Raw genomic sequence first — 23,903 nt, 5'->3', positions numbered from 1 at the left:
TGGTGTATCCAATCTCATATCTATATTTGGAGGCTGATCATTATGAGAAACCAGGGAAATCCGACATTTGCCAAAGGTTGTCTGTGGGGCACTGCCCTGTCTCTGCTGCTGTGGGCCGCTATCTTCTGGATGGTTATGCACTAACTCACCGGCAATACATTCCATGTACTACACTTTTACATGCTGTAAAAGATTATGAATATAATCCGTAATATCGTTCAGTGCTGAACGTGAATTCTTATCCTGCTTTTCATAAGGGAAAGGATCAGAAGGTTCATCGTTCCATACTTCCAGACCGGCTCCCGACATCAGATCGAGCTGCCGCATTTCTTCCCATGACATTAGCGTTACCGGATGTTCCAGCGGAATAGCCGCGATAGTATGACGATCTTCATAGAAACTGCTTCGGTTCAGCAGAACCAGCGGCTTGTTCAGCTCTACCGCTTCACATATGGTGCCCCAGCCTGGCTTGGTAATTACGAGGTCGGCGGCAGCCACATAGTTCTGCGATTCACTGTAATGTGCAGGAATGCGGGAAATATTCGGCCGCTCGATATCCATATTCGCGGATACGATAAACCGGCAGTTGTCACTGTCCCACAGCTTCAGCGCAGACAATTCATCTACCTGAATACTCATACCCAGTGCGAAAAAGATCAATTTGCTGTCGCCATCCGGATTTAGTTCCTGACGGATACGCTGTACTTCAACCGGATCGGGACGCCGGCAGAAAAACCCGGTATCGATCCTGCCTTTGCAGCCCCACGCTGGTTCGGCGCAGCCCGCCAGACCGATAAAATGATCCATCCGTGCATAGGCTTCGCGCAATCCATTCAGCTCATGCAGCTCCAGCATATCGCGGTAAGCGGTATACCAGGTAAAGTTGGAGATACCCAGCGATTCCACGCCTGCTCTCCATGCGGCTGCAATCGGGATCGGCGAAATATCACTGATTACCAGCTGCGCACCACTTTCCTGCAAAAAGCTTGCTTCCATGCTTACTGATTCGTCAAACAACGACATGTCGCTATTATATTGTTCGCGTAGCTTTGGAATATCGGCAGCGATAGAATCGGTCTGCAATACATAGCCCGTATCCGAGAACGTACGCCGGAATTCCAGCTGGTGTGGTCCGCTGGCCTGCAGGGATTCCTGCAAAAACGGTAGCGCCCGGCCCGAATTGATAATCAGACGTATAGGTGTTCCTTTACAGCTCTCCAGCATCTGCCGAATAACGGCTATACTGCGTGTAGCATGTCCATATCCATAATCAGAGACGTAGTAACAGATAGTCGTCAGATCTTCAGGCAGTTTTGAGCGATATCTTCCCATGAATGGAACAGCTCCACCAGTTGATTGTTGCGTTCATACATTCCTGTCTGAACGACGATAAATTCCATCGAGCTTGACGCGCGCATACTATGCATTGCTTTGACCGGAATATGCAGTACATTGCCTGCACTTACCTGCATTACATTACCGTTAAGAACAAATTCGCCTTCGCCTTTGACGATTGTCCATACCTCTTCGCGTTCGGTATGGCTGCGATAGCTGAGGTTATGGTCTTCTTTGAGTCCGATCCGTTTGGTAGACACGCAGCGTCCATCTTCATACTGCTGATCGTCCAGCACATGAACCCAGCCCCACTGACGTTCTTCGAACATCGGTCCCTGATCAAAATTCACCAGTTCTTTCAGCTTGGGACTGCTGGCTTTATCGGAGACGAGGATACCATCCGGGCTAACTGCTACTACAACATCTTTCATGCCGAGTACCGTAACCGGAATATTCGTTTCATTGACCAGATGCGTGTTTTCGCAATCTACGCTGATAATGCCGCGTCCGATCTGCACACTGCTCATTTCCTCGGTCAATGTGTTCCAGGTACCTAGGTCTTTCCAGTAGCCGGTATAAGGAACCGCTACGATATTTTCCGCTTTTTCCACGACTTCATAGTCAAAGCTGATTTTCGGCAATGCTTCATAGCTGCGCAGGAATTGCTCATAATGGATCGGCATGCCTTTTTGCTCCAGCAGGTTAATGATGTAACCGAGCTTGAAGGCGAATACGCCGCAGTTCCAGAGCGCTTTCTCGGCAATCAGCTGTTCAGCGTATTCTTCCGTCGGCTTCTCCTGGAAACGGCTGACCGAACGAAGACCGGTCACGCTCGTCTCGCCGGACGGAATGATATATCCATATTTGGAAGACGGATACGTAGGTTCGACGCCAATCAGCGCCAGATCTGCACCGGATTCTTCAATAGCATCCTCCAGGCTGCGTACCGTTTCAAAGAAATGATTATCGACATAAGGATCCACCGGGAGAATCGTCACGACTTCGTCCAGGCTTACACCCTGAATGGAATACAGATAGGTTGCTGCCAGTGCAATGGCAGGAAACGTATCCCTTCTTTCCGGTTCAATGATCAGCGGTACATCGGCTCCGACTTGACTGCGCATAATCTCCACCTGAGACTTGCCGGTGGCAATATAGCTGGACTCGCTCAGTCCGCTGATGTCCAGCTGATTCCATACACGCTGAACCATCGATACCAGCTCACCCTGCTCATTTTCCAGCACTCTCAAAAACTGTTTGGATCTCGCATCATTGGATAGAGGCCACAGACGCTTTCCTGAACCTCCGGATAAAAGGATAAGTTTCACTCCGATCCCTCCTATGTTTTCTATATATTTGTTGTCTTGCTGGCGAATCATCGGTGATATGGCTTACCTGGATTCAGGCAGCATGCTTGGTGACGAGGACGGGGCAACCATGGACAGCAGCAGCTGGCGGTATTTCTCCAGCGATACATCACGGCGAAGATGTTTCTCCAGATAGTCTCTTCCGTTTTGACCGACCGTTTGCAGTTCCAGACGATCCATTGCATACAATGTCCGGAGTTTTACAGCGACATCATCATAATTTTGAGGCTCTGCCACCAGACCACAGTAGCTTTCCACAATCAGGCGATGCGCTTCACTTCCTTCCTCGAGTACACCGAGTACCGCTTTACCGGCAGCCATGACTCCGTAGATTTTGCTGGGAACCGATACGCCCTTGATTCCCTTCTGATTGACAACCAGATGAACGTCAGCGGCATTGAGTGAATATTTCAAATCCTCTTTCGGTTGAAAGGGGAGAAAACACACCTGACCGGATTGAATCAATCCGTGTTGTTCAGCATAATCCATCATTTTTTTCTTCATGGCCCCTTCGCCGATAAAAGCGAAGACCATGTCTTTGCATTCTTTCAGCTTCGGTACAACGCTGATCAGGTTTTCGAGGTCATAATACAATCCGAGATTACCGGAGTACATTACGACGAATTTGCCTTCCCAGCCATTGTCGCGGATAAACTGGGCAACACGCGGATGGTCTTTGCCCACCGGTACAATCTCTTGCTCATTGGTCCAGTTGTTAATCACCGTATTGGCAATCTGCTTGCGACCGCCAAACCGCTTGTCCAGCGTCTCCTGCATATCCTTGCCGACTGTAATCACATGATCGGACATGGAGCAGTTAAAGTTATCCACCGCACGGGCCATATTGAAAATCCATTTGCGATCCGTATAACCGACCGCTTCGGCCTGCTCGGGGTTGAAATCTTGAATGTTGTAAATATGTTTGGAACGTTTCAGGATTTTGCCGATTGTTCCGATCAGTCCACCCAGTACCGGTGGTGTCGAGATCGTGTAAATAAAATCGGTGTTCTTTTCCTTGAGCAGCTGATACGTTGCGAACCAGAAATACGTCGAGATGTACTTGATCCGGCTCAGCTTGTTCTGCTTATCTACCTCCGGCAGACGAATACGGACAACCTCAATGTTTTCCAGGCGATCACGCATAACCCGTCCTTTGGCTCCGGAAGGACTTACATATCCGGGAGGACATTCGGCAATGACGGTAATATCAAAGTCATGCTGCAGATACAGACACAACTCGGTCAACAATTGTCCCGTTGAGGCATAATCGGGATAAAAGTAGTTAATGACAAATACGATTTTCGGTTTATCCTTCACATTTATCCCTCTCCAGCGTTTGGATTTTAAAACGCGATGTTCTATAGTGCTTCATCCGCTTCGGCAAGGGATTCGGTCACGTCCTCCGGTGGACCATGGGAATCTTGAATAGGTTGGTAATGATGGATTCCCACGGTCCAATGTCGTCCTTTGACCGAATTCCCTTGCCTGCGCTTGGTGCGTGTGCATGATGTGTTTTACATCAAAAGATTTCAATAATCTAAAAGGCTTATTTACAGCCTGATTGCTTAAACGCTAACCATGAAGACTCTCTACTTCACGATGTGTACAGCAGGGGTCTGTTGTTCTTCCGGGAACCGGTGCTTATGGAAAGCAGCGGGGAAGCCGATGTGGACTTCGTTTCTCGGGATGTCTTTGACCACTGTGCTGCGTGCTCCGGCGACTCCAAGTTCATGGATTGTGATACCTGGGTAGACAAATACGTCGCTTGCCACCCAAGCGCCATCCTTGATAATGATCGGCTTGGTAATCAGGCCGAAGGTAGGGTCGCTGAGCTTGTGGCTGCCAGTGCACAGATAGGAATTCTGTGAGATGACACACTGGCTACCGATAACGATCTCATCCAGACTATAGAATTCAACGTTGTCTCCGATCCAGGAGTGTTCACCGATGGTGACTTTCCATGGATAGGTGAATTTGGCAGTTGGACGAACTCTTACGCCGGGTGCCAGTCTGGCACCAAAGGCATTAAGCAGGAATCGTCTCCAGCCGTACATATTATGCAGCGAGAAACGGAACAGCGTCCCTTGAATGAACCACCAGATCAGGCAGTACCAGCCGGGTTTGCCACGCGAGTATTCTGCCTGTGTGTATTGATCCAGTCTGATTTGCGTCATTTCCGTCTCCTCCCTTCCGGCGGCAGGGCTGCTGCCGCTCTACTCTGCCGGTGCGGACTCGGAATATACCGATGCTTCCGGCTTGCCGCTGATAGCGCGGCGCAGTACTTTGTCGAGCTTACCGGCTACCACTTCGTGGGCACAGTCGCTGACCAGCCATTCCATGGCTCTGACAGGATACGCGCTGTACTGCTGAGGATGAGCAAGAATCTCGTTCAATCCGGCAGCCAGCTCTTTGGGATCGTCATTATCATAAGTAACAAACATATTCTGGTTAATCACATTGATATCGGACACGCCGGAAGTGAGAACCAGCTTGCCGTATTTGATGTATTCCACGACTTTGGACGGGAACGAACATTCACTGAAGCTGATTTTCTCGCGCTGCGTGTTAACGAACAGGTCAGCGGTCTCCATCAGCTGTGCATAATCGTGATCATCCAGGAATCCATGGAAGGTAATCTTGATTTGTGGATTCTGATGGCTCTGGATAAACTGCTTGAGCTTGTCTTCCAGCGGACCGTAACCGGTAATATCGAGCTCCAGCTTGCGGCCGGTGTTCACATAAGGAAGGGCATCCAGCAGAATCTCAATACCGCGATCATAATCCAGTCGTCCGGAGTAGACCATTCGGAACGGGCGCTCGTCCGTTCCCAGATCGACTTCGCGGACCGGTTTCAGTCGGGACGGATGAACCGTACCGCCGCGTACGACAGTGTAGTTATCCGTGCTGACTCTTTTCTTTAGTACCGATGTGACGAGTACGGCACCATCGAGCAGCTTGTTGGCAAATTTCTCAACTGCTACGGATAATTTTTTGTAGTGTTTGTTGGTCTCGGTAACAGCGTAGATACCATCTTCGTATTCCACGATCAGCGGTACGCGATACAGCAGTTTGAACAGGATCGCCGGCAGCGCCGTCTCCAGGCGATAGTTGTAAAACACTACCGCTCTTGGTTCCTTTTTGTGTTCCCGGTTCCAGCGTACGAGCTGGAAAAAGGTAGTGAACAACGTCATCAGCAGGCTCACGCCTTTGAAATCCACTGTTCCGGGATAGACTACTTCACTGTTGTTACCGATGGGATAAGCATCCCTGCTAAACCATTTCATCGTGTTTTGCTTGAGCAGCAGTGGAGAGATTACGGTAATATCATTGCCGCTCTCTTCCATGGCCAGCAAAATGCAATCGATTTTTTTGTTGCCCGCCGTATGCTTGGCGCTATATCCCCTCTTTTGCTGTAACTGGGTGTTGACGTAAGGGGCGACGTATGCGACTGACTTCGTTTCCACGGATTTCACCACTCTCTATCTTTTCGTTTAGTCTCATTCTGCTGGTATCCAGGAACATCAGGACGATGAACACGGGCTGGAACAGCATATTCTCCGTTGAGAAGACAATCACCAGACCGATAAAGATGAGCAGTGTCTGAAACACCCCGCCAATCGGCCTGAGCAGTTGGAAGAAATAATAAATCATTAGAATCAGCAGCAATGGCAGTCCGAACTGATATCCAAAAGTCAGCAGTGAGTTGGAAGAATCGGGTATACCATATCGCTCCATCAGCACTTCATTATTCTGGAATCCCCAGCCCACAAGCGGCTTCTCTACCAGCAGCTGCAGATTGGATGTTGTATCCAATGAACGCCGGTTAAAGGAAGCATTATCATCCTGGAACTTGTCGGTAATGACGCCGCTCTGGACGATGAAGAGTGCGAGCGGGATAAATACAATCAGTGACATGACCATTCGCGCCATCTGCTCGCGCTTGCCGTTGCGAATGACATAAGCCAGGTAAATCAGCGCGCAGATCATATACCCCGAGGTAGACATGGTCGTCAGCAGGGTAGCCGTCAGGATAAGCAGTTTCCATTTCGGCACTTTCCGGTTGGTGAACAGCATCAGGAAAATGCCCAAATTCAGAAACACCTGATAAGCGCCCGGCTCCCAGAAGATTCCCTGGTTACGTGTCATGTTCCACAATCCGTATACATGGAAAGGCGTAATCCGATACGCGCCTCCCCATACCGGAGTCGGCGGAACAAGCTGGCGCACCAGCGCCGCATCCAGCACACCGGCCAGATAAAATGGCATACCCAGCAGGGCAAGGGCCACGATCAGCCACTGATAACTTTTGGCTGCCTGCCGGAGATCGATCCGGTTCAGCACCATGAATACCGCCGCCATCTTGAGAATCAACCCGATATAGCCATTCAGATTATTCTGATACATCAGCATATTAAACAGGAGAAAAATAACGATTAGCAGCAGAATCAGGAACTGTTTGGGTTCAATCCGTTTCGGAAAATAGAACACCAGCGCAATCGCGAATAAAATCATGATGAATTCGGAGTACAGCAGTTTACCGAATAATACAGAGCCCGATGTAATCACAATGAGCATGACGGTCAAAAACGTCAGGAACTTGCTTTTGACCGTGATGTCATTAGGATTGGACAGCGTATATGGATTTAACGTCATTATCATTCACTTCCAAACGTTTGATCACTTTGGCAGGCACTCCGGCTGCAATACAGTTCGGAGGGATCGAGCTTGAGACGATACTGCCTGCGCCGATGATGCTGTTTTTGCCAATCGTCACACCTTTTAACACAATCGAGTTGGCGCCGACCCATACATTGTCTTCGATGGTCGTTGCCGCTGTGCCGATATCGTCAGGCTGCTTGTTAAAGCGCCGTCCTTCCGGCTTGATCGGATGAAAATCCGTATCGCTGATCTGCACATTCACACCCAGCATGACTTCGTTGCCGATATGAACACTCGACATGGCACAGATACTGGCTCCGCTGATGCCTACATCGTTGCCGATTGTAATGCTCGCTCCACTGCGCAGCGTACGAATCACCGTCCGGTGATTCAGCCCGATCGGATTACTGTAATCCGATGAACACAGAATCGCGTTGCTGCCGATCGTAATCTGGCTGCCCGGCTCCTGGTCTACAATCGGCATGCCGACTGCGATCAGGTTGGGACCAAAGGCGATTCGCTGTTCCTTGAATATCCGGCGGGTCATCCAGGTCGAGCATTTCTTGGCTACTTTGCGTTTTACTTTGATAAACGAATTAATCATACAGGCTCCCTGACAAAGAAACGGTTGTAAAAGTCAAAAGTACGCTTGGCATTTTTACGGGCATCAAAGTTCTCTTCGGCAAAGGACAATGCATTCTGTCCCAGCTTCTCGTACAAGGCAGGATCTGTACCAATCTTGATCATGTACTGTGCCATTGCACTGTAATCACCGGCTTCAAACAGATAACCGGTCTTGCCTTGCAGAATCAGTTCATTCGGTCCGCCAATGTTGGTACCGATCGCCGGCTTCTTCATCGCAGCCGCTTCGATAATGCTGCGCGAGAAATGCGGTTCGACGAACGGGCACATCATCACGTTGCTGGCAGCAATCATCTGTGGTACATCATCACGGAAAGCCAGCGGATAGATCTGGTCATTGCCTTTGCAGGCTTCCATGACTTTGTCTTCATACGCATTGTTTTTGTTAAAGTAAAAACCGCCAACGATCAATTTGAATTTCGGATGATCTTTGCTGATTTTGTTGAATGCTTTGACCATATCCAGTACGCCGTTGCCGCTAACGATCCGGCCGATATACAGGAACACGATATCGTCATCCGCCAGTCCCAGCTCTCTGCGTACGCCGGCACCACTTACGTCCGGATTATAGGATTTGAAGTCTACAAAGTTATATACGATTTCCAGTTCGCGGCCTGCACTATCCACTGTCTCGGAATCGAACTGGTCAATAGAGATGTAGCCGTCCACGTATTTGTGATTCATGCGTTTCAGGATATTACCGGCAAAGGAATTCAGCAGCGGCTCGCGCACATGGCAGACCACTTTGGTATCCGGAGATACTTTTTTGGCTGCACGCGCTACCTGGAACAGACAGGTGCTGTTGAGATGAATAATATCCGGTTTGTATTTGCGAATGTATTTTTTAGCCTGAAAATAAGTAGGCAATGCGCCGATCAAGTTACGGACAAACAGTTTCGGTGACATGCCGGATACTGTAGATCCGTGGAAAGGAAACATGCCTTTCGCCACTTCCACCGGTAGTCCGCCGGATTCCAGCAGCTTGACCGCAGGACCATTTCGAATCGTGAGTACATTTCCCTGAAATTTTTGCTTGTCCAGATGACTGATCAGGTAGGTCAGGCTTCTCGGTGCGCCACCCATGTAACCCGAATGATGGACATACAGTACTTTTTTCAATGCCTACGCCTCCTTGTTTCTTTGCTTGAATTTCTTTGCTTAAATTCACTTGAATATGAAGCAGTGTGTTGTATGAGACACCGCTTCGGCATGAGATCGTTCCTTCAGTCGCTGTTAAAAATGATTATCCTGAACTACTGCTTTCAGCAGGGGATATTCATTTTTAAAGGCTTCTTCCGGAACGATTCTCCTGCCTCCGCTCCGGTGCTCTGCCCACCCTCTGCATCACATTCAAAAATATTTAAGAGAAGATATTGCGTCGGCTTACCTCTGGGGTAACCGATCGTCTGGTTGATGTGTATGTTCGTTGGGTTATGTCAGTTGTTGCTATGTCAGTTGTGCGTTATTTCAGATGATTTCAAGCATTTTCAATGACTGGCATTAAGAATGGCAGGTTCCCCTTCACGGGGGAACCTCCGCTTCTTTATTCCTGGTTGGCAGGCAGCTTGGCCTTGCCGGGTTTAAGTTTGGCGATGATTGCTGTGACCGGTGAGATCAGTGTTTTGGACATCATCACGCCGGATACGCGAGTTTCCTTGAACAGGAAGGTAAATGCGTAGCTGGAGACGATGAAGGCCAGTACAGTACCGACAGCTGCTCCGACACCGCCGAACAGCGGGATCAGAATCAGGTTGACGATGATCTTGGTTACTGCGCCCATCACCTGGCTGATCAGTTCGAACCGGTACATGCCTTCGCTGATAATCCATTTGTTCAGCGCTGCTCTCATAAAGATGAACAGGCAGGCCCAGACGTGAATGACCAGGATACCGATCGACTCGATATATTCCTGACCGTACAGAATGGAGATGACCGGCTTGGCCATCAGGGTTACCGCGATACAGATACACAGTGCGAACCAGAACAGCAGATTGTAGAGCTTTTGCAGTTCGGCATTGTATACTTCAGGGCCGAGCTGCTTGTTTTTGATCATACTTGGAAAATAGGAAGCGGCGACGACCGTCGGAATCACGTACCAGACTTCCGACAATCGTGCAGCTACTGCGTAGATCCCAACAGCCGTATCATTGATCATGTAGCTGAGCATGACCTGGTCAATTTTCAGATAAATGATTGTTGAGATACCCGCTACAATTAGCGGCCAAGAGCTGTTTGTTAATCTTTTCCCTAATTTCCAATTAAATGTCCATTTTGTAAGTGAAATCTTCTTTCTCTGGGTAAATAACAGAAAGAGGTACCCGAGAATCAATTCCAGCGCATACGATGCGGCGAACCAGATCAGCGAGGAATGGAACACGATCAGCAGTACTTTCATCACGGAAGTCATCGCAAACGCGATTCCTTTGGCATAGACCGCGTACTTGGCTTCCACCGTAGAGTCAAACCACTGGGAAATGACGTCCAATGGCTGGAACAGCATGTTGGCTGCGATGATGACAATACTCCAGCGAACCATCGGGTCCTGACCGGGAATCATGAAAGCCAGTGCTATCGTAATAGCAAAGGCAATCAATCCGCTACATAGACGCAGTGTAGATACGGTTCCCAGTATTTCATTCTTGTTATCCGGGTCCTGCACCAACTCTTTGACGATGATATTGGCCAGCCCCAGCGGAACAACAGCCGCAATAATCGTTACGAAAGATATCGCAAAATTATATTGTCCGAACTGTTCCGGTCCCAGATAGCGTGCAATCCAGATACTGACGATCAGGTTAATTCCGAGTCGCAGGAATTTGTCCATCAGCTGCCAGTTACTGTTAAAGAAGATTTTGCGTTTCTCCGGGGTCATGGAGAATTTATTCTTTATCTTGGCAATTGCATTAGCCATTCATAATCATCTCACTTAGTAGACAGGTACAGCGGACGGCTTCAGAGAATGTCTCTTCAGGTCAGCGTCAACCATATTTTTTACCAGCTGATCAAATCCGACTTCCAGCTCCCAACCCAGTTGTTCTTTGGCTTTGGTGCAATCGCCGAGCAGCAGATCCACTTCAGCCGGACGTACGAATTTCTCATCGATTACAACGTAGTCTCTCCAGTTCAGACCTACATGGTCGAACGCGATTTGTACCAGTTCTTCAACGGTGTGCATTTCACCAGTGGAGATAACATAATCATCTGGAGTATCCTGTTGCAGCATCAGCCACATTGCTTTTACATAGTCACCGGCAAAGCCCCAGTCACGTTGTGCATCCAGGTTACCCAGACGCAGTTCTTTGGACAGACCCAGTTTGATCTGAGCAACACCGTCGGTTACTTTACGTGTTACGAATTCTAGACCACGACGTGGTGACTCATGGTTGAACAGGATACCGGAGCAAGCAAACATATCAAAGCTTTCACGATAGTTAACTGTGATCCAGTGACCGTACAGTTTTGCTACGCCGTAAGGGCTGCGTGGATAGAAAGGCGTTGTTTCCACTTGCGGAATCGCTTGTACTTTACCGAACATTTCACTGCTGGATGCTTGGTAGAAGCGTGCTTCCGGTTTTACCAGACGTACAGCTTCCAGCATGTTGGTCACGCCCATTGCTGTCATTTGACCCGTAGCAATAGGTTGTGGCCAGGAAGCCGCTACAAAAGATTGTGCTGCCAGGTTGTATACTTCGTCCGGATCGGAGACGCGAACTGCTTCGATCAGGGAAGCCAGATCGCCCAGGTCAGCAGAGATCCATTCGATTTGATCTTTGATATGCTCTACGTTTTCGTAGTTTGGTGTACTTGTTCTGCGGCGTACGCCGTATACTTTGTAGCCTTTTTCCAGCAGAAGCTCTGCCAGGTAAGATCCGTCTTGCCCTGTAACACCAGTGATCAATGCGCTTTTCATAAATTAATTCCCTCCACAGTATGTTTTTATAGTTTAAGTGTGCATTACATAAGAATTGTTCAGATAAAGCCAAAGCTTACTGCTGTACAGCCAGGCTGCTGCGGTAGTCTTCGTATACGGCACGGATGCCTTCTTCCAGCGGGATACTTGCTTTCCAGCCCAGACCGTTGATTTTGGTCGTATCTACCAGTTTGCGCGGTGTACCGTCCGGCACGGAAGAGTTGAATACCAGTTCACCCTCGTAACCCACGATGTTTTTGATCAGCATTGCCAGATCCTTGATCGCGATATCCTCGCCCACACCCACGTTTACAATTTCATTGCCTTCGTAATTGTTCATCAGGAAGATACAAGCGTCTGCCAGGTCGTCGGAGTGCAGGAATTCACGTTTCGGTGTACCTGTACCCCAGATTTCAACGGTTGGGGAGCTCTGCTCTTTGGCTTCGTGAATTTTGCGAACCAGTGCAGGCAGTACATGGGATGTTTTCAGGTCAAAGTTATCGTTCGGGCCATACATATTTGTTGGCATCGCCGAGATAAATTTGGAACCGTACTGACGGTTGTAAGACTCGCACATTTTGATACCGGCAATCTTGGCGATTGCATACGGCTCATTGGTTGGTTCCAGCTCGCCGGTCAGCAGATATTCTTCTTTGAGCGGCTGTGGAGCGAATTTTGGATAGATGCAGGTAGAGCCCAGGAACAGCAATTTCTGTACGCCGTTAAAGTGCGCTGCATCGATAACGTTAGTCTGAATCAGCAGATTGTCGCGAATGAAGTCTGCCGGAAAATCGTTGTTAGCCGCAATTCCACCAACTTTTGCCGCGGCCAGGAAAACATAATCAATCTTTTCCTGTTCAAAAAACGCGTATACCTCGGGCAGCTTGCGCAGATCGAGTTCGGAACTTGTCCGGGTTACCAGATTGGTATAACCCTGATTTTCCAGTGCTCTCAGGATCGCTGATCCTACCAGACCACGATGTCCTGCTACGTAAATTTTGGAATCTTTATTCATTAATGGTCACCTCATCATCGTCGGTATGATTATTTGTTTAAAACGCGTCCTTGGCACCAAACAGTACCTTCACGGTTTTCAGGAGAATAAACAGATCGAACAAAATTCCCCGTTTCTTGATATAGTGCAGATCGAGATCGACCATTTCCTCAAAGCTGAGTTCGTTGCGTCCGCTGACCTGCCATAATCCGGTGCAACCCGGTGTTACGCTCAGGCGCAGCTTGTCGCGCTGGCTGTATTCTTCCACTTCTCTTGGCAGCGGCGGTCTTGGTCCAACCAGACTCATATCTCCGCGCAGTACATTCCAGAGCTGTGGAAGCTCATCGATACTGGTTTTGCGAATAAAGCGTCCGATCCGCGTAATGCGTGGATCGTTCTTCATTTTGAACATGGCACCCTGAATTTCATTCTGGGCCAGCAATTCTTTAAGTCGTTCTTCCGCGTCTGACACCATGGACCTGAATTTGTACATCCGGAAAGTCTGCTCGTCTTTACCGACGCGGGTCTGATAAAAGAACACCTTTCCTTTCGGGTCTTCTAGCTTGATCAAAATGCCAAGTACAATAAAGAGTGGTGATAGAACGATCAAGCCCAGCAAAGAGCAAATGATATCGAGTGTGCGTTTGACCATCATGTAGAACCGGAGCTTGGCCGACATACTACCGACATGTGTCGCATAAAACTCGCTATAGCTCGCTAAAGCTTCCGCTTCACTCCCTTGTCTTGGAGTCATTAGCTCTCACCTCTTGCTATGAGCGCTTCCTCCTGCATCTCCCGCTCGATTACAGCTTTGAGAGAAGACAGAAGAGGCGCCTTAAGATCATCATTCTTCAAAGCGAATTCAATAGTAGTTTGAATAAAGCCCAGTTTCTCACCCACATCAAAGCGGGTTCCCTGGAAGTCATAAGCGAATACTTCCTGCAGTTCATTCAGACGCTGAATCGCATCGGTAAGCTGAATTTCACCACCGGCTCCTACTTCCTGTGCACCGAGGAATTCGAAAATTTCTGGTGTCAGTACGTAGCGGCCCATGATCGCCAGATTGGATGGTGCTGTACCGGCGGCAGGTTTCTCCACGAATTGGCGCACCTGATGCAGACGGCCAAATTGTTCAATCGGATCGATAATCCCATAACGGTGTGTCTGATTCTCGGGTACAGTCTGTACGCCAATCACCGATTTTTCCGTCATTTCATATTGCTCAATCAACTGACGTGTGCAAGGTGTATCGGATTCGACGATATCATCGCCCAGCAGAACCGCAAACGGCTCGTCTCCGATAAAGTTGCGTGCACACCATACGGCATGACCCAGACCTTTTGGTTCTTTTTGGCGGATATAGTGAATATCCACTTTGGAAGACTTCTGTACTTCATCCAGCAGATCCAGCTTGCCTTTTTCCAGCAGTGTCGCTTCCAGTTCAAACGCGTTATCAAAATGATCTTCAATTGCGCGTTTTCCTTTACCGGTTACGATAATGATGTCTTCAATACCCGAAGCGATTGCTTCTTCTACAATGTACTGAATCGTTGGCTTGTCCACGATGGGCAGCATTTCCTTGGGCATAGCCTTTGTTGCAGGTAAAAAGCGAGTTCCAAGTCCTGCAGCCGGAATGATTGCTTTACGAACCTTCTTCATAAGATCACACCCTATCCTTTTTTTGTTGTTTCTGTCATGCTGACCAAGTTGCACTTATGTAGGAACCGTAATCCCAGAACCCCTTGTCCTGGCAATTACAGCGCCCGCCGGTCTACTGGAGCATAGAATTTTCTGAAAATACGCGTTATAGTCTCTCCATGTATGTTTACCTATAACGCGTGTTTTCAGCGTCATTCATCGGACCGGCTTCAAACAGACGCCGGGCATTCAACCCGTCCTCATCATCATACCTTTGACGATAAACGTCTAAGGCTGCATGGCAGCCCACAGCATGACCGAGTGCCTCCGGTGATATGGGTGCAGGAGACATTACCCCAAGCTTGGCCTGTACAGATGAGAAGCAAACTACATGGAGATGGAATTGCCTTATTTATTGTTCGTGGTACGCGCTCGCCAGAGTCTTGCGGTTAGCCTGATTCAGTACGGCTCCCAATAGTTGGGCGCCTACAAATTCCAGGCTGGACATCGCTTTGGCAATATCCTTGCGGCTTTCGCCTCCTGCTTTGATGACCAGCACCACACCATCACACAGCGGTGTAGCTACCTGGGCATCTGTAAATGGCAGAATCGGCGGCGTATCCAGAATAACCAGATCGTATTGCGACTTCACTTCGTCCATCAGGGCTTCCATTTGACGGGAACCCAGGATCTCGGATGGATTCGGCGGGACAGGACCTGATGTCAGCACACTCAGGTTCATTGTCCGGCTCTGCTGGATATTTTTCTCCAGCTCGGCGGTATTGAACAATACATTAGATAATCCTTTGTCATTCGATACATTGAAGATTTTGTGCATAGCCGGGTTGCGCAGATCGCCATCGACGATCAGTACGCTGCGGCCGGTCTCCGCATAAGCAATCGCCAGATTGGCGACGGTCGTACTTTTGCCTTCACCGAGTGCTGCCGAGGTGACCATAATGCTCTTCACTCTGGCATCCAGCCGGGAGAAATCTATATTGGTACGCAGCCCTTTATAGGATTCTGCGATCAACGACTTGGGATTCTGTTTTGTAATCAGCGGCCATTTAAGTGTGGTTGGCACGTTCTCCACCTCCTACAAGAGGTTTGGCAGGCATAGTATTTTTGGCTTCCATGTCTTCCTCTTTGATTTTGGCGATAACGCCCAGTACCGGTAGCCCCAGTACATCACGGATATCTTCTTCCGTTTTGATGGAATCATCCATGTACTCCAGCAGGAAGGCAACTGCAATACCAATCACTACAGATAGTACAAGAGCAATCAGTACGAACAGCAGTGGGCTCTTCGTAATTGGTGGTGCGGATGATGATGGGTCAGCCTGATCCAGCACCGTAATATTATCAAGTTTCATGATCTGCGGAATCTCGCGCTTGAATACAGTAGCTACAGCATTTACTGTTTCTGCGGCACGCTGGTAAGAAGTATCCGTTACCGTCAACGACATAACCTGCGTCTCATCCACTGAATTTACATTAATGCTGTTAATCAGCTGATTAGCCGTCAATCCGAGTTTTGGATTCTCTTGCGCCACTTTATTCATGATGGCAGGTGTTTTGATAATCTGCTCATACGTCTTGATCAGTTGAATATTGGAATTGATCGTTCCCAGATCCAGCTGATTGGCCGGTTCACCGTTCGTATTGCTCGGTGTGCTGTTCACCACCAGCTTGGCTGTGGCGGTGTACATCGGCGTGTTCGTCATGAAACCGTAGATCCCAGTTCCCGCCGTAATCACCACGACGATAAGAAGCACCAGCCAGAGACGCTTCTTGATGATATTAAAATACTGTTTAATCTCCACTATAGTTCCTCCAATTACTGTTAAATTAAGCAGTGCATCGGGCGTGACCAGTAAAGTTCCTGCATTCCCCTTTCTTCTCGTCTTTTTCAGAAAAGACAGCCGCCTCTTCTGTACCCCTCGAATAACGTGTATCCCTCTTGGTTACATTTTGTCATTCTGAAATTACAAATTTGTAACATCTACAAAATAGAAAATAACGGCGATCACTTCATTGCTGAATAAGAGAGAATGCCGTCCTGTATAGTATGACTGTCGTAAAGCCCGAAAAGTTACTTTGTCATCCATGCTTGTTTTTAATTTTATAACAGATTGGTTACAACAGGATCAAGTTTCAGTCCAACATCACACTGCTGCTCATGATCACTATTGCCGATATGGCAGCCTGTCCAGCGTATGCATCTGCGAGCTGGCGGCACTGCCTTACAGGCTTTGATATTCAATCCAAATGTTATTCATTTTGAATAACTTATGCGCTCATTATAATCCTTCATGAAAACTTTGTAAACCACCTCTACTTGCGTAAATGATTACATTTCTCGTTTTCAGAGAGCTTGATTACCCTGTGCTGTGATGAATCCTTCCAGCGTACCACCACTATTTATATGTTCCATCAGATCGTTTACGCTGCATTTCATACCCATGTTCTGGAAGATCATGTCGAGCAGCAGTGCAACATTGATGCTTTGTTTGCCATTGTCTGGTAATGGACGATATGTTTTATCCTCGTAAATCCCGTGGTAGTAGGTAATTTCGTGGTTTGAAGGATATTGGGCCAGAGACAACAAATCGGTAAGAGGTTCGATCGAGTCCGAAGTCTGTGTAGGCTGGAGCGTAGGGTCTGCAGCAAGTTTGTGAAAAAATGTTTTGACCTCATGCTTCTTTTCAATCCAGTTGTTATTAAGGACATGCTGATTTCTCACCATCAATTCCCTCCTATAAATCCACTTATCTTTTATTCGTTTTGAATAATTATAAAATAGGTTATCTAAAAATCATGTCGAACGCTAGGATAAAAATAAAACTTTATTTATTTAATTTTCGACTTTCTATACCTTTAGTAGTGAGTATTAAGCAATAGGTATTGTCGGATTTTTCACCTTTAGTCTCGGTTTTAATTGGTTACAAAAAGTTTACAGGTCTTTTTGTCTAGTACCTTAACAAAAAAGGCTTATCTGGTAATTTAAACAGTTTTTTAATTCTGACACAGGTAATTTTTGTTAATTCATTCGTTTAGCTATTTTTGTGTTACTCATGTATCCGTTTTCATTTATTGATATATATAGCATTGTTGTGAAAATGATTGGAAGCGGATGATTTTTTTATAACCTGTGCTAAAATGAGATTTATCCAAAAAGAGAGCAGTAATCCTCCATCTTTATAGAAACGACAACATTTTCTATCTTTTTGGAGTTTTTTGCCAATTTTCTGATAAAAAGGAGCTAAGAACTATGGGTTTAATTAAGGAATTCAAGGAATTTGCAGTGCGGGGCAATGTAATTGACCTTGCAGTAGGTGTAATTATCGGAGCAGCGTTCGGTAAAATTGTAACATCCCTGGTAAATGATATTATTATGCCGCCTGTCGGCAAGCTGCTTGGTGGTGTGAACTTTGCCGATCGGTTTTGGGATTTGGATAGTCTAACCGGTAGCACCAAAAAATATGCTTCATTAACCGAAGCACAGCAGGCTGGAGCGGCAGTTATTGCATACGGACAGTTCATTAATACGGTTATCGACTTTCTGATCGTTGCGATGTGTGTCTTTTTCCTGGTCAAAGGCGTCAATATGCTCAAACGCAAAGAGCATGCCAAACCAGAGCCGGAAAAAACAACCAAAGAATGTCCATACTGCCTTAACGAGATTGCTCTCAAAGCAACACGCTGCTCGCATTGCACTTCCGAAGTGTAAATATATATCCTGCAAAAGGCATTGTTTCTATTAAACCATACACTCGTTTTGACACTTTGCACAAATACGCAAAAAAAGCGCCCTTTTCCGTTGCCGGAAAACCAGGGCGCTTTATTTTGGACAGGATCTATATCCTGCAGCTTATTTTTCTACTTCTGCAGAATCAGTGCTTGATTAGATCGGCCGGTTCTGATTAGGCAGAAGATTGGATAATAAATTCTTGAGGTCCCGGTCTTCGGTAAACTTTTGTTCACCGGTATCGAGCTCCCGAATACGAATATATTCAAAAGTAGACGATGCACCTGCAGGTAAAAAGCGCATCGGATCGGCAGGATCGGCTGTCACCTGATAGCTCATATCCTTAAACATTCCGATTAACTGTTCGGTTCCCGGCATAGCATCCTGGTCTACAAATACCAACCCTCGCAGTGATTTGATCTCATGAGGATATACGACGTCAAACTTTACGATACATTCCATAATAGTTATCATCCTTTCATTCGTGGTGTGTTACGGAATTGTAAATATTCCGTCGTCTCCGCTACGTATGATCCGGAGATAATAGCAGTATATTACTTCTTGTTTACAATCGACAGCCGGGTGTGAATCCGCTCCCTATTATAATAGAAGAAACTCGTTCAAAAGAATATGAATTATTTAACTTTGAAGCAACCGGAAAGGATAAAAAGAAGTAAATTCTTTATCCATTTTGGAAGGTTTGTCAGACCTCGATTTACTCCTCCAGCGGCAGCAGACCCGGCAGATAACGCTCCAGAATACGACCATACCCTGTGCCATAACGACGGATTAGTTCTTCGCCCAGATCATTTTCCATCTCATACAGGATCACTTCCTGGGAAAAATGCTGAAGCAGCAGCTCGGCCATCAGTGGATGCTCGGTGACCATTGCCTGGGCAGGCATGGTGTCGCTACGCATCCCGACTATACACCATCGGCGGTCGATCACCAGCCAGAATTTGCGCCCGCTGATTCCTTCACGCAGCATTCGGATGCCAGGATGACCTTCTTCTTCTCCCCCTTCAAAAGACCAGAGCACCCGCACACCGCGCTGCTCGGCCTGCTCCAACTGGGGACGGAACCAGGCTGCTTCCTGCTGCCAGATTGCTGCGATAATCTCATCCTCTGCCCGTTCCAGTTCACGGCTCAGAATCTCCATAATCCGGCGCTCTCCTTCTACGCTGTAAAAGGCAGGCGGGTCCTCCTTGTGACTGGGCATCGCCTGCTCCAGATAGGAGAGCGATTCACCGATCTGACCGGCAATCATACGGGTAAGCTCTTTGACAGGGAGCACGCTGTAGCGAGCAGGTTCACCCGGTGTCAGCTGTACGACTCCGCGAGTCGATAGACGCTGCAAAGTAGCATAGACATTCGAACGGGAGACACCGATTCGTTTGGCGACCTCGTACCCCGACTGTGTTCCCTGCTGTGCCAGGGCTATAATCACCTTGGCCTCCAGCTCGGTAAATCCCAGATTACGCAAATGATTGAGCAACTGTTCCATCAGGCATTCCATCCTCTCCGGTTGGCTTGCAGTCTGATCCAAGTGATGTCTATGTATGAGACAACAGGCTGATCACTATGCGATGATCAGCCTGCCTGCTGCATTATATCTGCTCTGTTCCACAATGCGGGCACCATTTGGAGCCTTTTTGCAGTACCTGTCCGCATGACTGACAGTGAAAAGTATCTGTCTCCACTTCGTCGTCAAATTCCATTTCCAGCGGCTCGGTAACGGTTACTACCTTTTTCACAGGTTCCTGACGTACAGTCTGTGGTTCACTTTGCACCGTACGCTGCTGCTCCGGGGCAGCTGTGGCAGCGACAGCAGGCACTTCTTCTTCCGGTTCTTCTTCATGCTCGATACCCAGATCCTGCTTCCAGGAACGAACAAGACGATCCAGCTCTTCCTGACGCTCGCGTTCTTCGCGCAGACGGGCTGCCCGGCGGCGTTCGGCTTCGTCCGCTGTCAATTCCTCCTGCTCGTATTCCTCTTCTTCCGGTTCGTGTACCGAAGAATCGGTCGGGAATACAATAGGTTCGTCGCGTATGATATCCCGTTCGCGCTGGAATTCTTCCCGATTTTCACGAGGCATCTCCAGCTTTTCCATTTTGCGTCCGCAATTCGGGCAGAAATTCGCATCCAATGCCACGACTGTACCGCATTCGCAGACACGTTCATTTCTAAGTATCGCTATCCGTGTACGGATTTCTTCAATTTCTTCATTAAGAAGATCGCATGCCTTGCACAACTCAGTCATCTCTTCTTCGGCAATAGACATATCACCTGCGCGGTACCCTTCGTAAAAGACTTCACCCATGCGCAGATAATGAACTCCGATCTCTCGTTCAATATCTACAATATGGCCGTTCATACGGTTTACTTCCACTGCATTTTGCGCCCGTTCGGTCGCTTTTCCGGCACCGCTTTTCAGCCGTTGTAACAAATTCATGACTGTTCTCCTCCTCTAATTGCACCATCTCACTGTACACCTATAGTGAACGGTTGTACCTGTTACATTACATTTTTTGATGAAGTTCCATATTGGGGATTACTCATCGGTTATACATCCATTATAATAGAAGGATATGCATAACAGTACCCGTATATAGGTTGATACAACCCTATCATACCAAATTTCTGCCTCACTTGAAAAAAGTGACGCCGGAAAGGAAGATTACCTGTTGAAAGACACGATGACCAAACAAGCTCTCCGACCTCAAGGTATCCCTGTTCATACCCCGCTGCCGGCCGCCAAACCGGCTCCTGCTGATACAAGTATTACCCTGGTTCCCGATTATGCGGAGGACGCAGCCTTTTTCCGTGCGTTGGAACAGCAGGGCATTCTGCTGAATGCGCCGCAGATAGAAGCCGTTCGTCATGGCGAAGGCCCGCTGCTCACACTGGCTGGTGCAGGATGCGGCAAAACGACTGTCCTCACAGCACGCGCCGGTTACCTGTTATCTGTACGCAAAGTCGATCCGCAGCATATTCTGCTGGTTACCTTTACGACCAAGGCTGCTGCCGAGATGAAATCACGGATCGCTGCGCTGCCAGGTGTCAGTGCCAGAACTGCGCGTGCTGTTGAAGCGCGTACTTTTCATGCGTTTGGCCTGCTTCTGCTGCGCCGTTACGGTAATCTCAAGGAAGATATTTTCGGGGATGCCCGTGCCCAGCATGCGGTTCTTCAGCGTCTGCGCCGGGAGATTGGCTCCACCAGCATCACGCCGCCGGAGACGTTGCTCGCTACCTTGTCCGCAATCAAGCTGGAAGGCGGTTCGGCAGATGATCTGCCAAAGGATACGCCGGAAGAACGGGATCGCTGTGCACTATTGTGCCGCTATGAGGAATGGAAACAGGAGCATCGCAAAATTGATTTTGATGATATTCTGCTGCGTACCGAGCAGCTGCTCAAAGACCCGGATCTGCTGGTAATGCTGCAGGAGCGGTTCCGCTATATTATGGTGGATGAATTTCAGGATACGAATCGTCTGCAATATGAGATGGTTCGCCGCCTCGCCGCGAATCACCGCAATCTGATGGTAGTCGGTGATGATGACCAAACCATTTATTCCTTTAATGGAGCCAAACAGGAATATATTCTCGATTTCCCCAAAGAATATCCCGGCACGCGCATTATCGCACTGGATATTAACTACCGCAGCCATCCGCAGATTCTGGGCCTCGGCGTCAAGCTGATTGCCCATAATGAAGCCCGACATGACAAAACGCTGCAAGCCGGTGCATCTGCCGGCCAGAGTCCGCTGTATATCCGGCCGGCCCATGCTGATGAAGAAGCCGACGAAATTGTGAAAAGGCTCAAAATCCAGCAGAACGAAGGTCGTTCACTCGGCGATGTGGCTATTTTGCACCGAACGGTCAGTGGCACACGGGCGATCGCCGAACGACTGCTGATGGAGGATATTCCATTTATCCAGTACGGGGAAGCGCCGGTATTCTACGACCATGCGCTGATTCGGCCGGTTATGGATCATCTACGGCTGTCCGTAAACTCACGACGGATGGATGCTCTGCCCGGCGTGATTGGGCCGCTTTATATCTCACGGGATGCCGGTATGGAGCATATTATGAGCCAGGAGCAAAAGCAGGCCAAAAAATATCCACTGATCCACCTTTTCCACTGGGAGCGGCTGCAATCGTTCCAGCGCCAGCAGGTCAAGGACCGGATCGTGTTTCTGAAAAAGATCAAAGAAATGAAGCCGCTGTATGCGATTCGCGAGATCCGCCGCGTCTTTTATGACAAGTTCGCCAGCGCCGACTTTAGTGGCCCGGCTACCCGGCACAAGGACAATATTCGCGAGACACTCGACGAGCTGGAAAGTGCAGCAGGCAAATTCGGCACTGTGGAAGAAATGGTCAAATTTGCCGATGAACTGTCCGCCAAGCGGGAACAAATGCTTGAGCTGATGAAGCAGGAAGCGCCAGAAGGTGTACATCTGATGACTGTGCACCGGGCCAAAGGTCTGGAGTTCCCCTGTGTCTATCTGCTGGGCGCCTCGGAAGGCATTTTGCCGCACAAAGCAGCCTTGCAGGAAGAAGCTCCCGAGGATGTCAAAGCCGGACAGGGATTCACTGGCCCCGATCCCGAGGGCAAGCTGATGCAGGCTGCTCTGGAGGAAGAACGGCGAATCGCTTATGTAGCCGTTACCCGTGCCAAGCACGAGCTGTATATTTCTTCACCGGTGATGCATCATGGCAAAACGGTACCGCCTTCACGTTTTTTGCTGGAAGCTTTTCAGTAAAATCGACTGATCCGGTATATCAAGCCGACCAAACCACTATGGATAAAAACACAAAAAAACTGCCTGCTGAATACGATCAGCGGCAGTTTTTTGTGTTTTTCATTCTTTCTTGTCAGGAAGCTACCGGGTCCAGCGTGATACCCTCAACCCGCAGCGCACCTGTCTGCCAGCCGTACTGCAGAATAACTGTACCGACTGCCACACCATCCGACATTTGGGCCGCCACTTCGGCATTCAGCTTGTTATGATCATCCACATAATAGCGGATCACCGAACCAAACTGCGGCAGCTCCGATGAATGGGCTGTATTGACCGGCAGAGCTACAGGTGATTGTCCGGGCACGCGAGCCTGTATGATCTGTCTGCCGTCCTGATGCAAAATAGAAAAGGATACCTGATCGCGCGTATAGTCCAGCGGGTCCTGTACTTCCAGCTCACGGGTACTGTTCCAGTCTACAATATGTGGCTCGGTAATATACATGCCTGTGCCGTAACCCCGGGTCGTTACAACTACCGCTTCCGCTTCGCCATCTTCATTGAGATCGGTCTGATAGACCAGCGGTTCATAACCGGGACTGCTGACTGTCTGCCAATCATAATCCCGGCTGATACCGGTTTTTTCATTTTCAACGGTTATATGATGATAGACCCCATCGCTGTTCTGAGTTGCATACAGACGGATCGGACCTTCCTGAACCAGTGGCGCAGCTGACGAGTGGGCTGGTGAAGACGAATCATCCGGAGATGGGGCCGGACTGAACGTGCATCCTGTCGTTTCCAGCAGTACAAAAGCGGCAAGTATCGTCAAAAACCGCCGATGGTTCATGAATGTTCCCCCTTTGCTCT

22 protein-coding genes are annotated in these 23,903 nt (G+C 48.4%); 2 read left to right on the top strand and 20 right to left on the bottom strand.

The window, feature by feature from the left end; all coding sequences use genetic code 11:
- Window positions 1-168: 168 nt before the first annotated feature.
- The 16 genes from AR543_RS05195 to AR543_RS05120 form a co-directional block, all read right to left on the bottom strand.
- Entirely contained in the window at window positions 169-1,332 is a 1,164-nt protein-coding gene (locus tag AR543_RS05195) for a glycosyltransferase (protein WP_145953892.1), read from the bottom strand.
- Entirely contained in the window at window positions 1,296-2,663 is a 1,368-nt protein-coding gene (locus tag AR543_RS05190; protein WP_060532409.1) for a sugar phosphate nucleotidyltransferase, read from the bottom strand. Before AR543_RS05190 ends, AR543_RS05195 begins: the two co-directional genes overlap by 37 nt.
- Before the next feature lie 63 nt (window positions 2,664-2,726).
- Window positions 2,727-4,019 carry a glycosyltransferase family 4 protein gene (locus AR543_RS05185; protein WP_060532408.1) on the bottom strand — a complete coding sequence of 431 codons (1,293 nt, stop codon included), beginning with the start codon at window positions 4,017-4,019 and terminating at the stop codon, window positions 2,727-2,729.
- A 272-nt stretch (window positions 4,020-4,291) separates the two neighbouring features.
- Window positions 4,292-4,876 (bottom strand): WcaF family extracellular polysaccharide biosynthesis acetyltransferase, encoded by a 585-nt coding sequence (locus AR543_RS05180; protein ID WP_017812590.1) that lies wholly within the window; start codon window positions 4,874-4,876, stop codon window positions 4,292-4,294.
- Window positions 4,877-4,915: 39 nt separating this feature from the next.
- Window positions 4,916-6,046, bottom strand: a complete 1,131-nt coding sequence (locus tag AR543_RS05175; protein ID WP_060532407.1) for a glycosyltransferase family 4 protein — start codon at window positions 6,044-6,046, stop codon at window positions 4,916-4,918.
- A gap of 49 nt (window positions 6,047-6,095) precedes the next feature.
- Window positions 6,096-7,355, bottom strand: coding sequence for an O-antigen ligase family protein (locus tag AR543_RS05170; protein ID WP_060532406.1), 1,260 nt, complete (start codon window positions 7,353-7,355; stop codon window positions 6,096-6,098).
- Window positions 7,321-7,965 carry a DapH/DapD/GlmU-related protein gene (locus AR543_RS05165; protein WP_060532405.1) on the bottom strand — a complete coding sequence of 215 codons (645 nt, stop codon included), beginning with the start codon at window positions 7,963-7,965 and terminating at the stop codon, window positions 7,321-7,323. Before AR543_RS05165 ends, AR543_RS05170 begins: the two co-directional genes overlap by 35 nt.
- Complete coding sequence (locus AR543_RS05160; protein WP_060532403.1) at window positions 7,962-9,122, bottom strand: glycosyltransferase; 1,161 nt, start codon at window positions 9,120-9,122, stop codon at window positions 7,962-7,964. Before AR543_RS05160 ends, AR543_RS05165 begins: the two co-directional genes overlap by 4 nt.
- Before the next feature lie 424 nt (window positions 9,123-9,546).
- Entirely contained in the window at window positions 9,547-10,914 is a 1,368-nt protein-coding gene (locus AR543_RS05155; protein WP_060532402.1) for a flippase, read from the bottom strand.
- Window positions 10,915-10,929: 15 nt separating this feature from the next.
- Window positions 10,930-11,913: a GDP-mannose 4,6-dehydratase gene (gene gmd / locus AR543_RS05150; protein WP_017812584.1), complete on the bottom strand. Its 984-nt coding sequence runs from the start codon at window positions 11,911-11,913 to the stop codon at window positions 10,930-10,932.
- A 76-nt stretch (window positions 11,914-11,989) separates the two neighbouring features.
- Entirely contained in the window at window positions 11,990-12,928 is a 939-nt protein-coding gene (locus tag AR543_RS05145) for a GDP-L-fucose synthase family protein (protein ID WP_060532401.1), read from the bottom strand.
- Window positions 12,929-12,965: 37 nt separating this feature from the next.
- Window positions 12,966-13,661, bottom strand: a complete 696-nt coding sequence (locus tag AR543_RS05140) for a sugar transferase (RefSeq protein WP_017812582.1) — start codon at window positions 13,659-13,661, stop codon at window positions 12,966-12,968.
- Window positions 13,661-14,566, bottom strand: a complete 906-nt coding sequence (galU, locus tag AR543_RS05135; RefSeq protein WP_060532399.1) for a UTP--glucose-1-phosphate uridylyltransferase GalU — start codon at window positions 14,564-14,566, stop codon at window positions 13,661-13,663. Before galU ends, AR543_RS05140 begins: the two co-directional genes overlap by 1 nt.
- Window positions 14,567-14,957: 391 nt before the next feature.
- A complete protein-coding gene (locus tag AR543_RS05130) occupies window positions 14,958-15,629 on the bottom strand; it encodes a CpsD/CapB family tyrosine-protein kinase (protein ID WP_060532397.1) in 672 nt (223 codons plus the stop codon).
- Window positions 15,613-16,368 carry a YveK family protein gene (locus tag AR543_RS05125; RefSeq protein WP_060532395.1) on the bottom strand — a complete coding sequence of 252 codons (756 nt, stop codon included), beginning with the start codon at window positions 16,366-16,368 and terminating at the stop codon, window positions 15,613-15,615. The genes AR543_RS05130 and AR543_RS05125 overlap by 17 nt, the downstream gene beginning before the upstream one ends.
- Window positions 16,369-16,910: 542 nt before the next feature.
- On the bottom strand, window positions 16,911-17,291 hold the full coding sequence (locus tag AR543_RS05120; RefSeq protein WP_060532393.1) for a hypothetical protein: 381 nt from the start codon (window positions 17,289-17,291) through the stop codon (window positions 16,911-16,913).
- Between the two features lie 525 nt (window positions 17,292-17,816).
- Between AR543_RS05120 and mscL the strand changes: the two genes are divergently transcribed.
- Entirely contained in the window at window positions 17,817-18,275 is a 459-nt protein-coding gene (gene mscL, locus AR543_RS05115) for a large conductance mechanosensitive channel protein MscL (RefSeq protein ID WP_060532392.1), read from the top strand.
- Window positions 18,276-18,449: 174 nt separating this feature from the next.
- On the opposite strand, the gene AR543_RS05110 is transcribed toward mscL, so the two are convergent.
- From AR543_RS05110 to AR543_RS05100, 3 genes are all read right to left on the bottom strand, one after another.
- Complete coding sequence (locus tag AR543_RS05110; RefSeq protein WP_060532390.1) at window positions 18,450-18,755, bottom strand: hypothetical protein; 306 nt, start codon at window positions 18,753-18,755, stop codon at window positions 18,450-18,452.
- 253 nt (window positions 18,756-19,008) lie between these two features.
- The gene (locus tag AR543_RS05105; protein WP_060532387.1) at window positions 19,009-19,797 is read right to left on the bottom strand and encodes a TrmB family transcriptional regulator; all 789 of its coding nucleotides are present in this window, start codon (window positions 19,795-19,797) and stop codon (window positions 19,009-19,011) included.
- A gap of 103 nt (window positions 19,798-19,900) precedes the next feature.
- Window positions 19,901-20,746 (bottom strand): zinc ribbon domain-containing protein, encoded by an 846-nt coding sequence (locus AR543_RS05100; protein WP_060532385.1) that lies wholly within the window; start codon window positions 20,744-20,746, stop codon window positions 19,901-19,903.
- A gap of 244 nt (window positions 20,747-20,990) precedes the next feature.
- On the opposite strand from AR543_RS05100, the gene AR543_RS05095 reads away from it, so the two are divergent.
- Window positions 20,991-23,057: an ATP-dependent helicase gene (locus tag AR543_RS05095; RefSeq protein WP_227871837.1), complete on the top strand. Its 2,067-nt coding sequence runs from the start codon at window positions 20,991-20,993 to the stop codon at window positions 23,055-23,057.
- Between the two features lie 112 nt (window positions 23,058-23,169).
- Here the strand turns inward: AR543_RS05095 and AR543_RS05090 are convergent, their stop codons facing one another.
- Window positions 23,170-23,883, bottom strand: a complete 714-nt coding sequence (locus AR543_RS05090; protein ID WP_060532381.1) for a hypothetical protein — start codon at window positions 23,881-23,883, stop codon at window positions 23,170-23,172.
- Between the last annotated feature and the right edge of the window lie 20 nt (window positions 23,884-23,903).

This window comes from Paenibacillus bovis (assembly GCF_001421015.2).
Taxonomy (GTDB): Bacteria; Bacillota; Bacilli; order Paenibacillales; family Paenibacillaceae; genus Saccharibacillus; species Saccharibacillus bovis.
The sequence above is the reverse complement of the archived record's forward strand: the minus strand, read 5'-3'. Positions and strand labels throughout refer to the sequence as shown.

Excerpts from the sequence above, each read along its gene's own strand:
- AR543_RS05195 (WP_145953892.1), bottom strand. The coding sequence starts at position 1,332 with ATGGGAAGATATCGCTCAAAACTGCCTGAAGATCTGACGACTATCTGT.
- AR543_RS05180 (WP_017812590.1), bottom strand. The coding sequence starts at position 4,876 with ATGACGCAAATCAGACTGGATCAATACACACAGGCAGAATACTCGCGT.
- AR543_RS05175 (WP_060532407.1), bottom strand. The coding sequence starts at position 6,046 with ATGGAAGAGAGCGGCAATGATATTACCGTAATCTCTCCACTGCTGCTC.
- AR543_RS05170 (WP_060532406.1), bottom strand. The coding sequence starts at position 7,355 with ATGACGTTAAATCCATATACGCTGTCCAATCCTAATGACATCACGGTC.
- AR543_RS05165 (WP_060532405.1), bottom strand. The coding sequence starts at position 7,965 with ATGATTAATTCGTTTATCAAAGTAAAACGCAAAGTAGCCAAGAAATGC.
- AR543_RS05155 (WP_060532402.1), bottom strand. The coding sequence starts at position 10,914 with ATGGCTAATGCAATTGCCAAGATAAAGAATAAATTCTCCATGACCCCG.
- gmd (WP_017812584.1), bottom strand. The coding sequence starts at position 11,913 with ATGAAAAGCGCATTGATCACTGGTGTTACAGGGCAAGACGGATCTTAC.
- AR543_RS05145 (WP_060532401.1), bottom strand. The coding sequence starts at position 12,928 with ATGAATAAAGATTCCAAAATTTACGTAGCAGGACATCGTGGTCTGGTA.
- AR543_RS05140 (WP_017812582.1), bottom strand. The coding sequence starts at position 13,661 with ATGACTCCAAGACAAGGGAGTGAAGCGGAAGCTTTAGCGAGCTATAGC.
- galU (WP_060532399.1), bottom strand. The coding sequence starts at position 14,566 with ATGAAGAAGGTTCGTAAAGCAATCATTCCGGCTGCAGGACTTGGAACT.
- AR543_RS05120 (WP_060532393.1), bottom strand. The coding sequence starts at position 17,291 with ATGGTGAGAAATCAGCATGTCCTTAATAACAACTGGATTGAAAAGAAG.
- mscL (WP_060532392.1), top strand. The coding sequence starts at position 17,817 with ATGGGTTTAATTAAGGAATTCAAGGAATTTGCAGTGCGGGGCAATGTA.
- AR543_RS05110 (WP_060532390.1), bottom strand. The coding sequence starts at position 18,755 with ATGGAATGTATCGTAAAGTTTGACGTCGTATATCCTCATGAGATCAAA.
- AR543_RS05105 (WP_060532387.1), bottom strand. The coding sequence starts at position 19,797 with ATGGAACAGTTGCTCAATCATTTGCGTAATCTGGGATTTACCGAGCTG.
- AR543_RS05100 (WP_060532385.1), bottom strand. The coding sequence starts at position 20,746 with ATGAATTTGTTACAACGGCTGAAAAGCGGTGCCGGAAAAGCGACCGAA.
- AR543_RS05095 (WP_227871837.1), top strand. The coding sequence starts at position 20,991 with ATGACCAAACAAGCTCTCCGACCTCAAGGTATCCCTGTTCATACCCCG.
- AR543_RS05090 (WP_060532381.1), bottom strand. The coding sequence starts at position 23,883 with ATGAACCATCGGCGGTTTTTGACGATACTTGCCGCTTTTGTACTGCTG.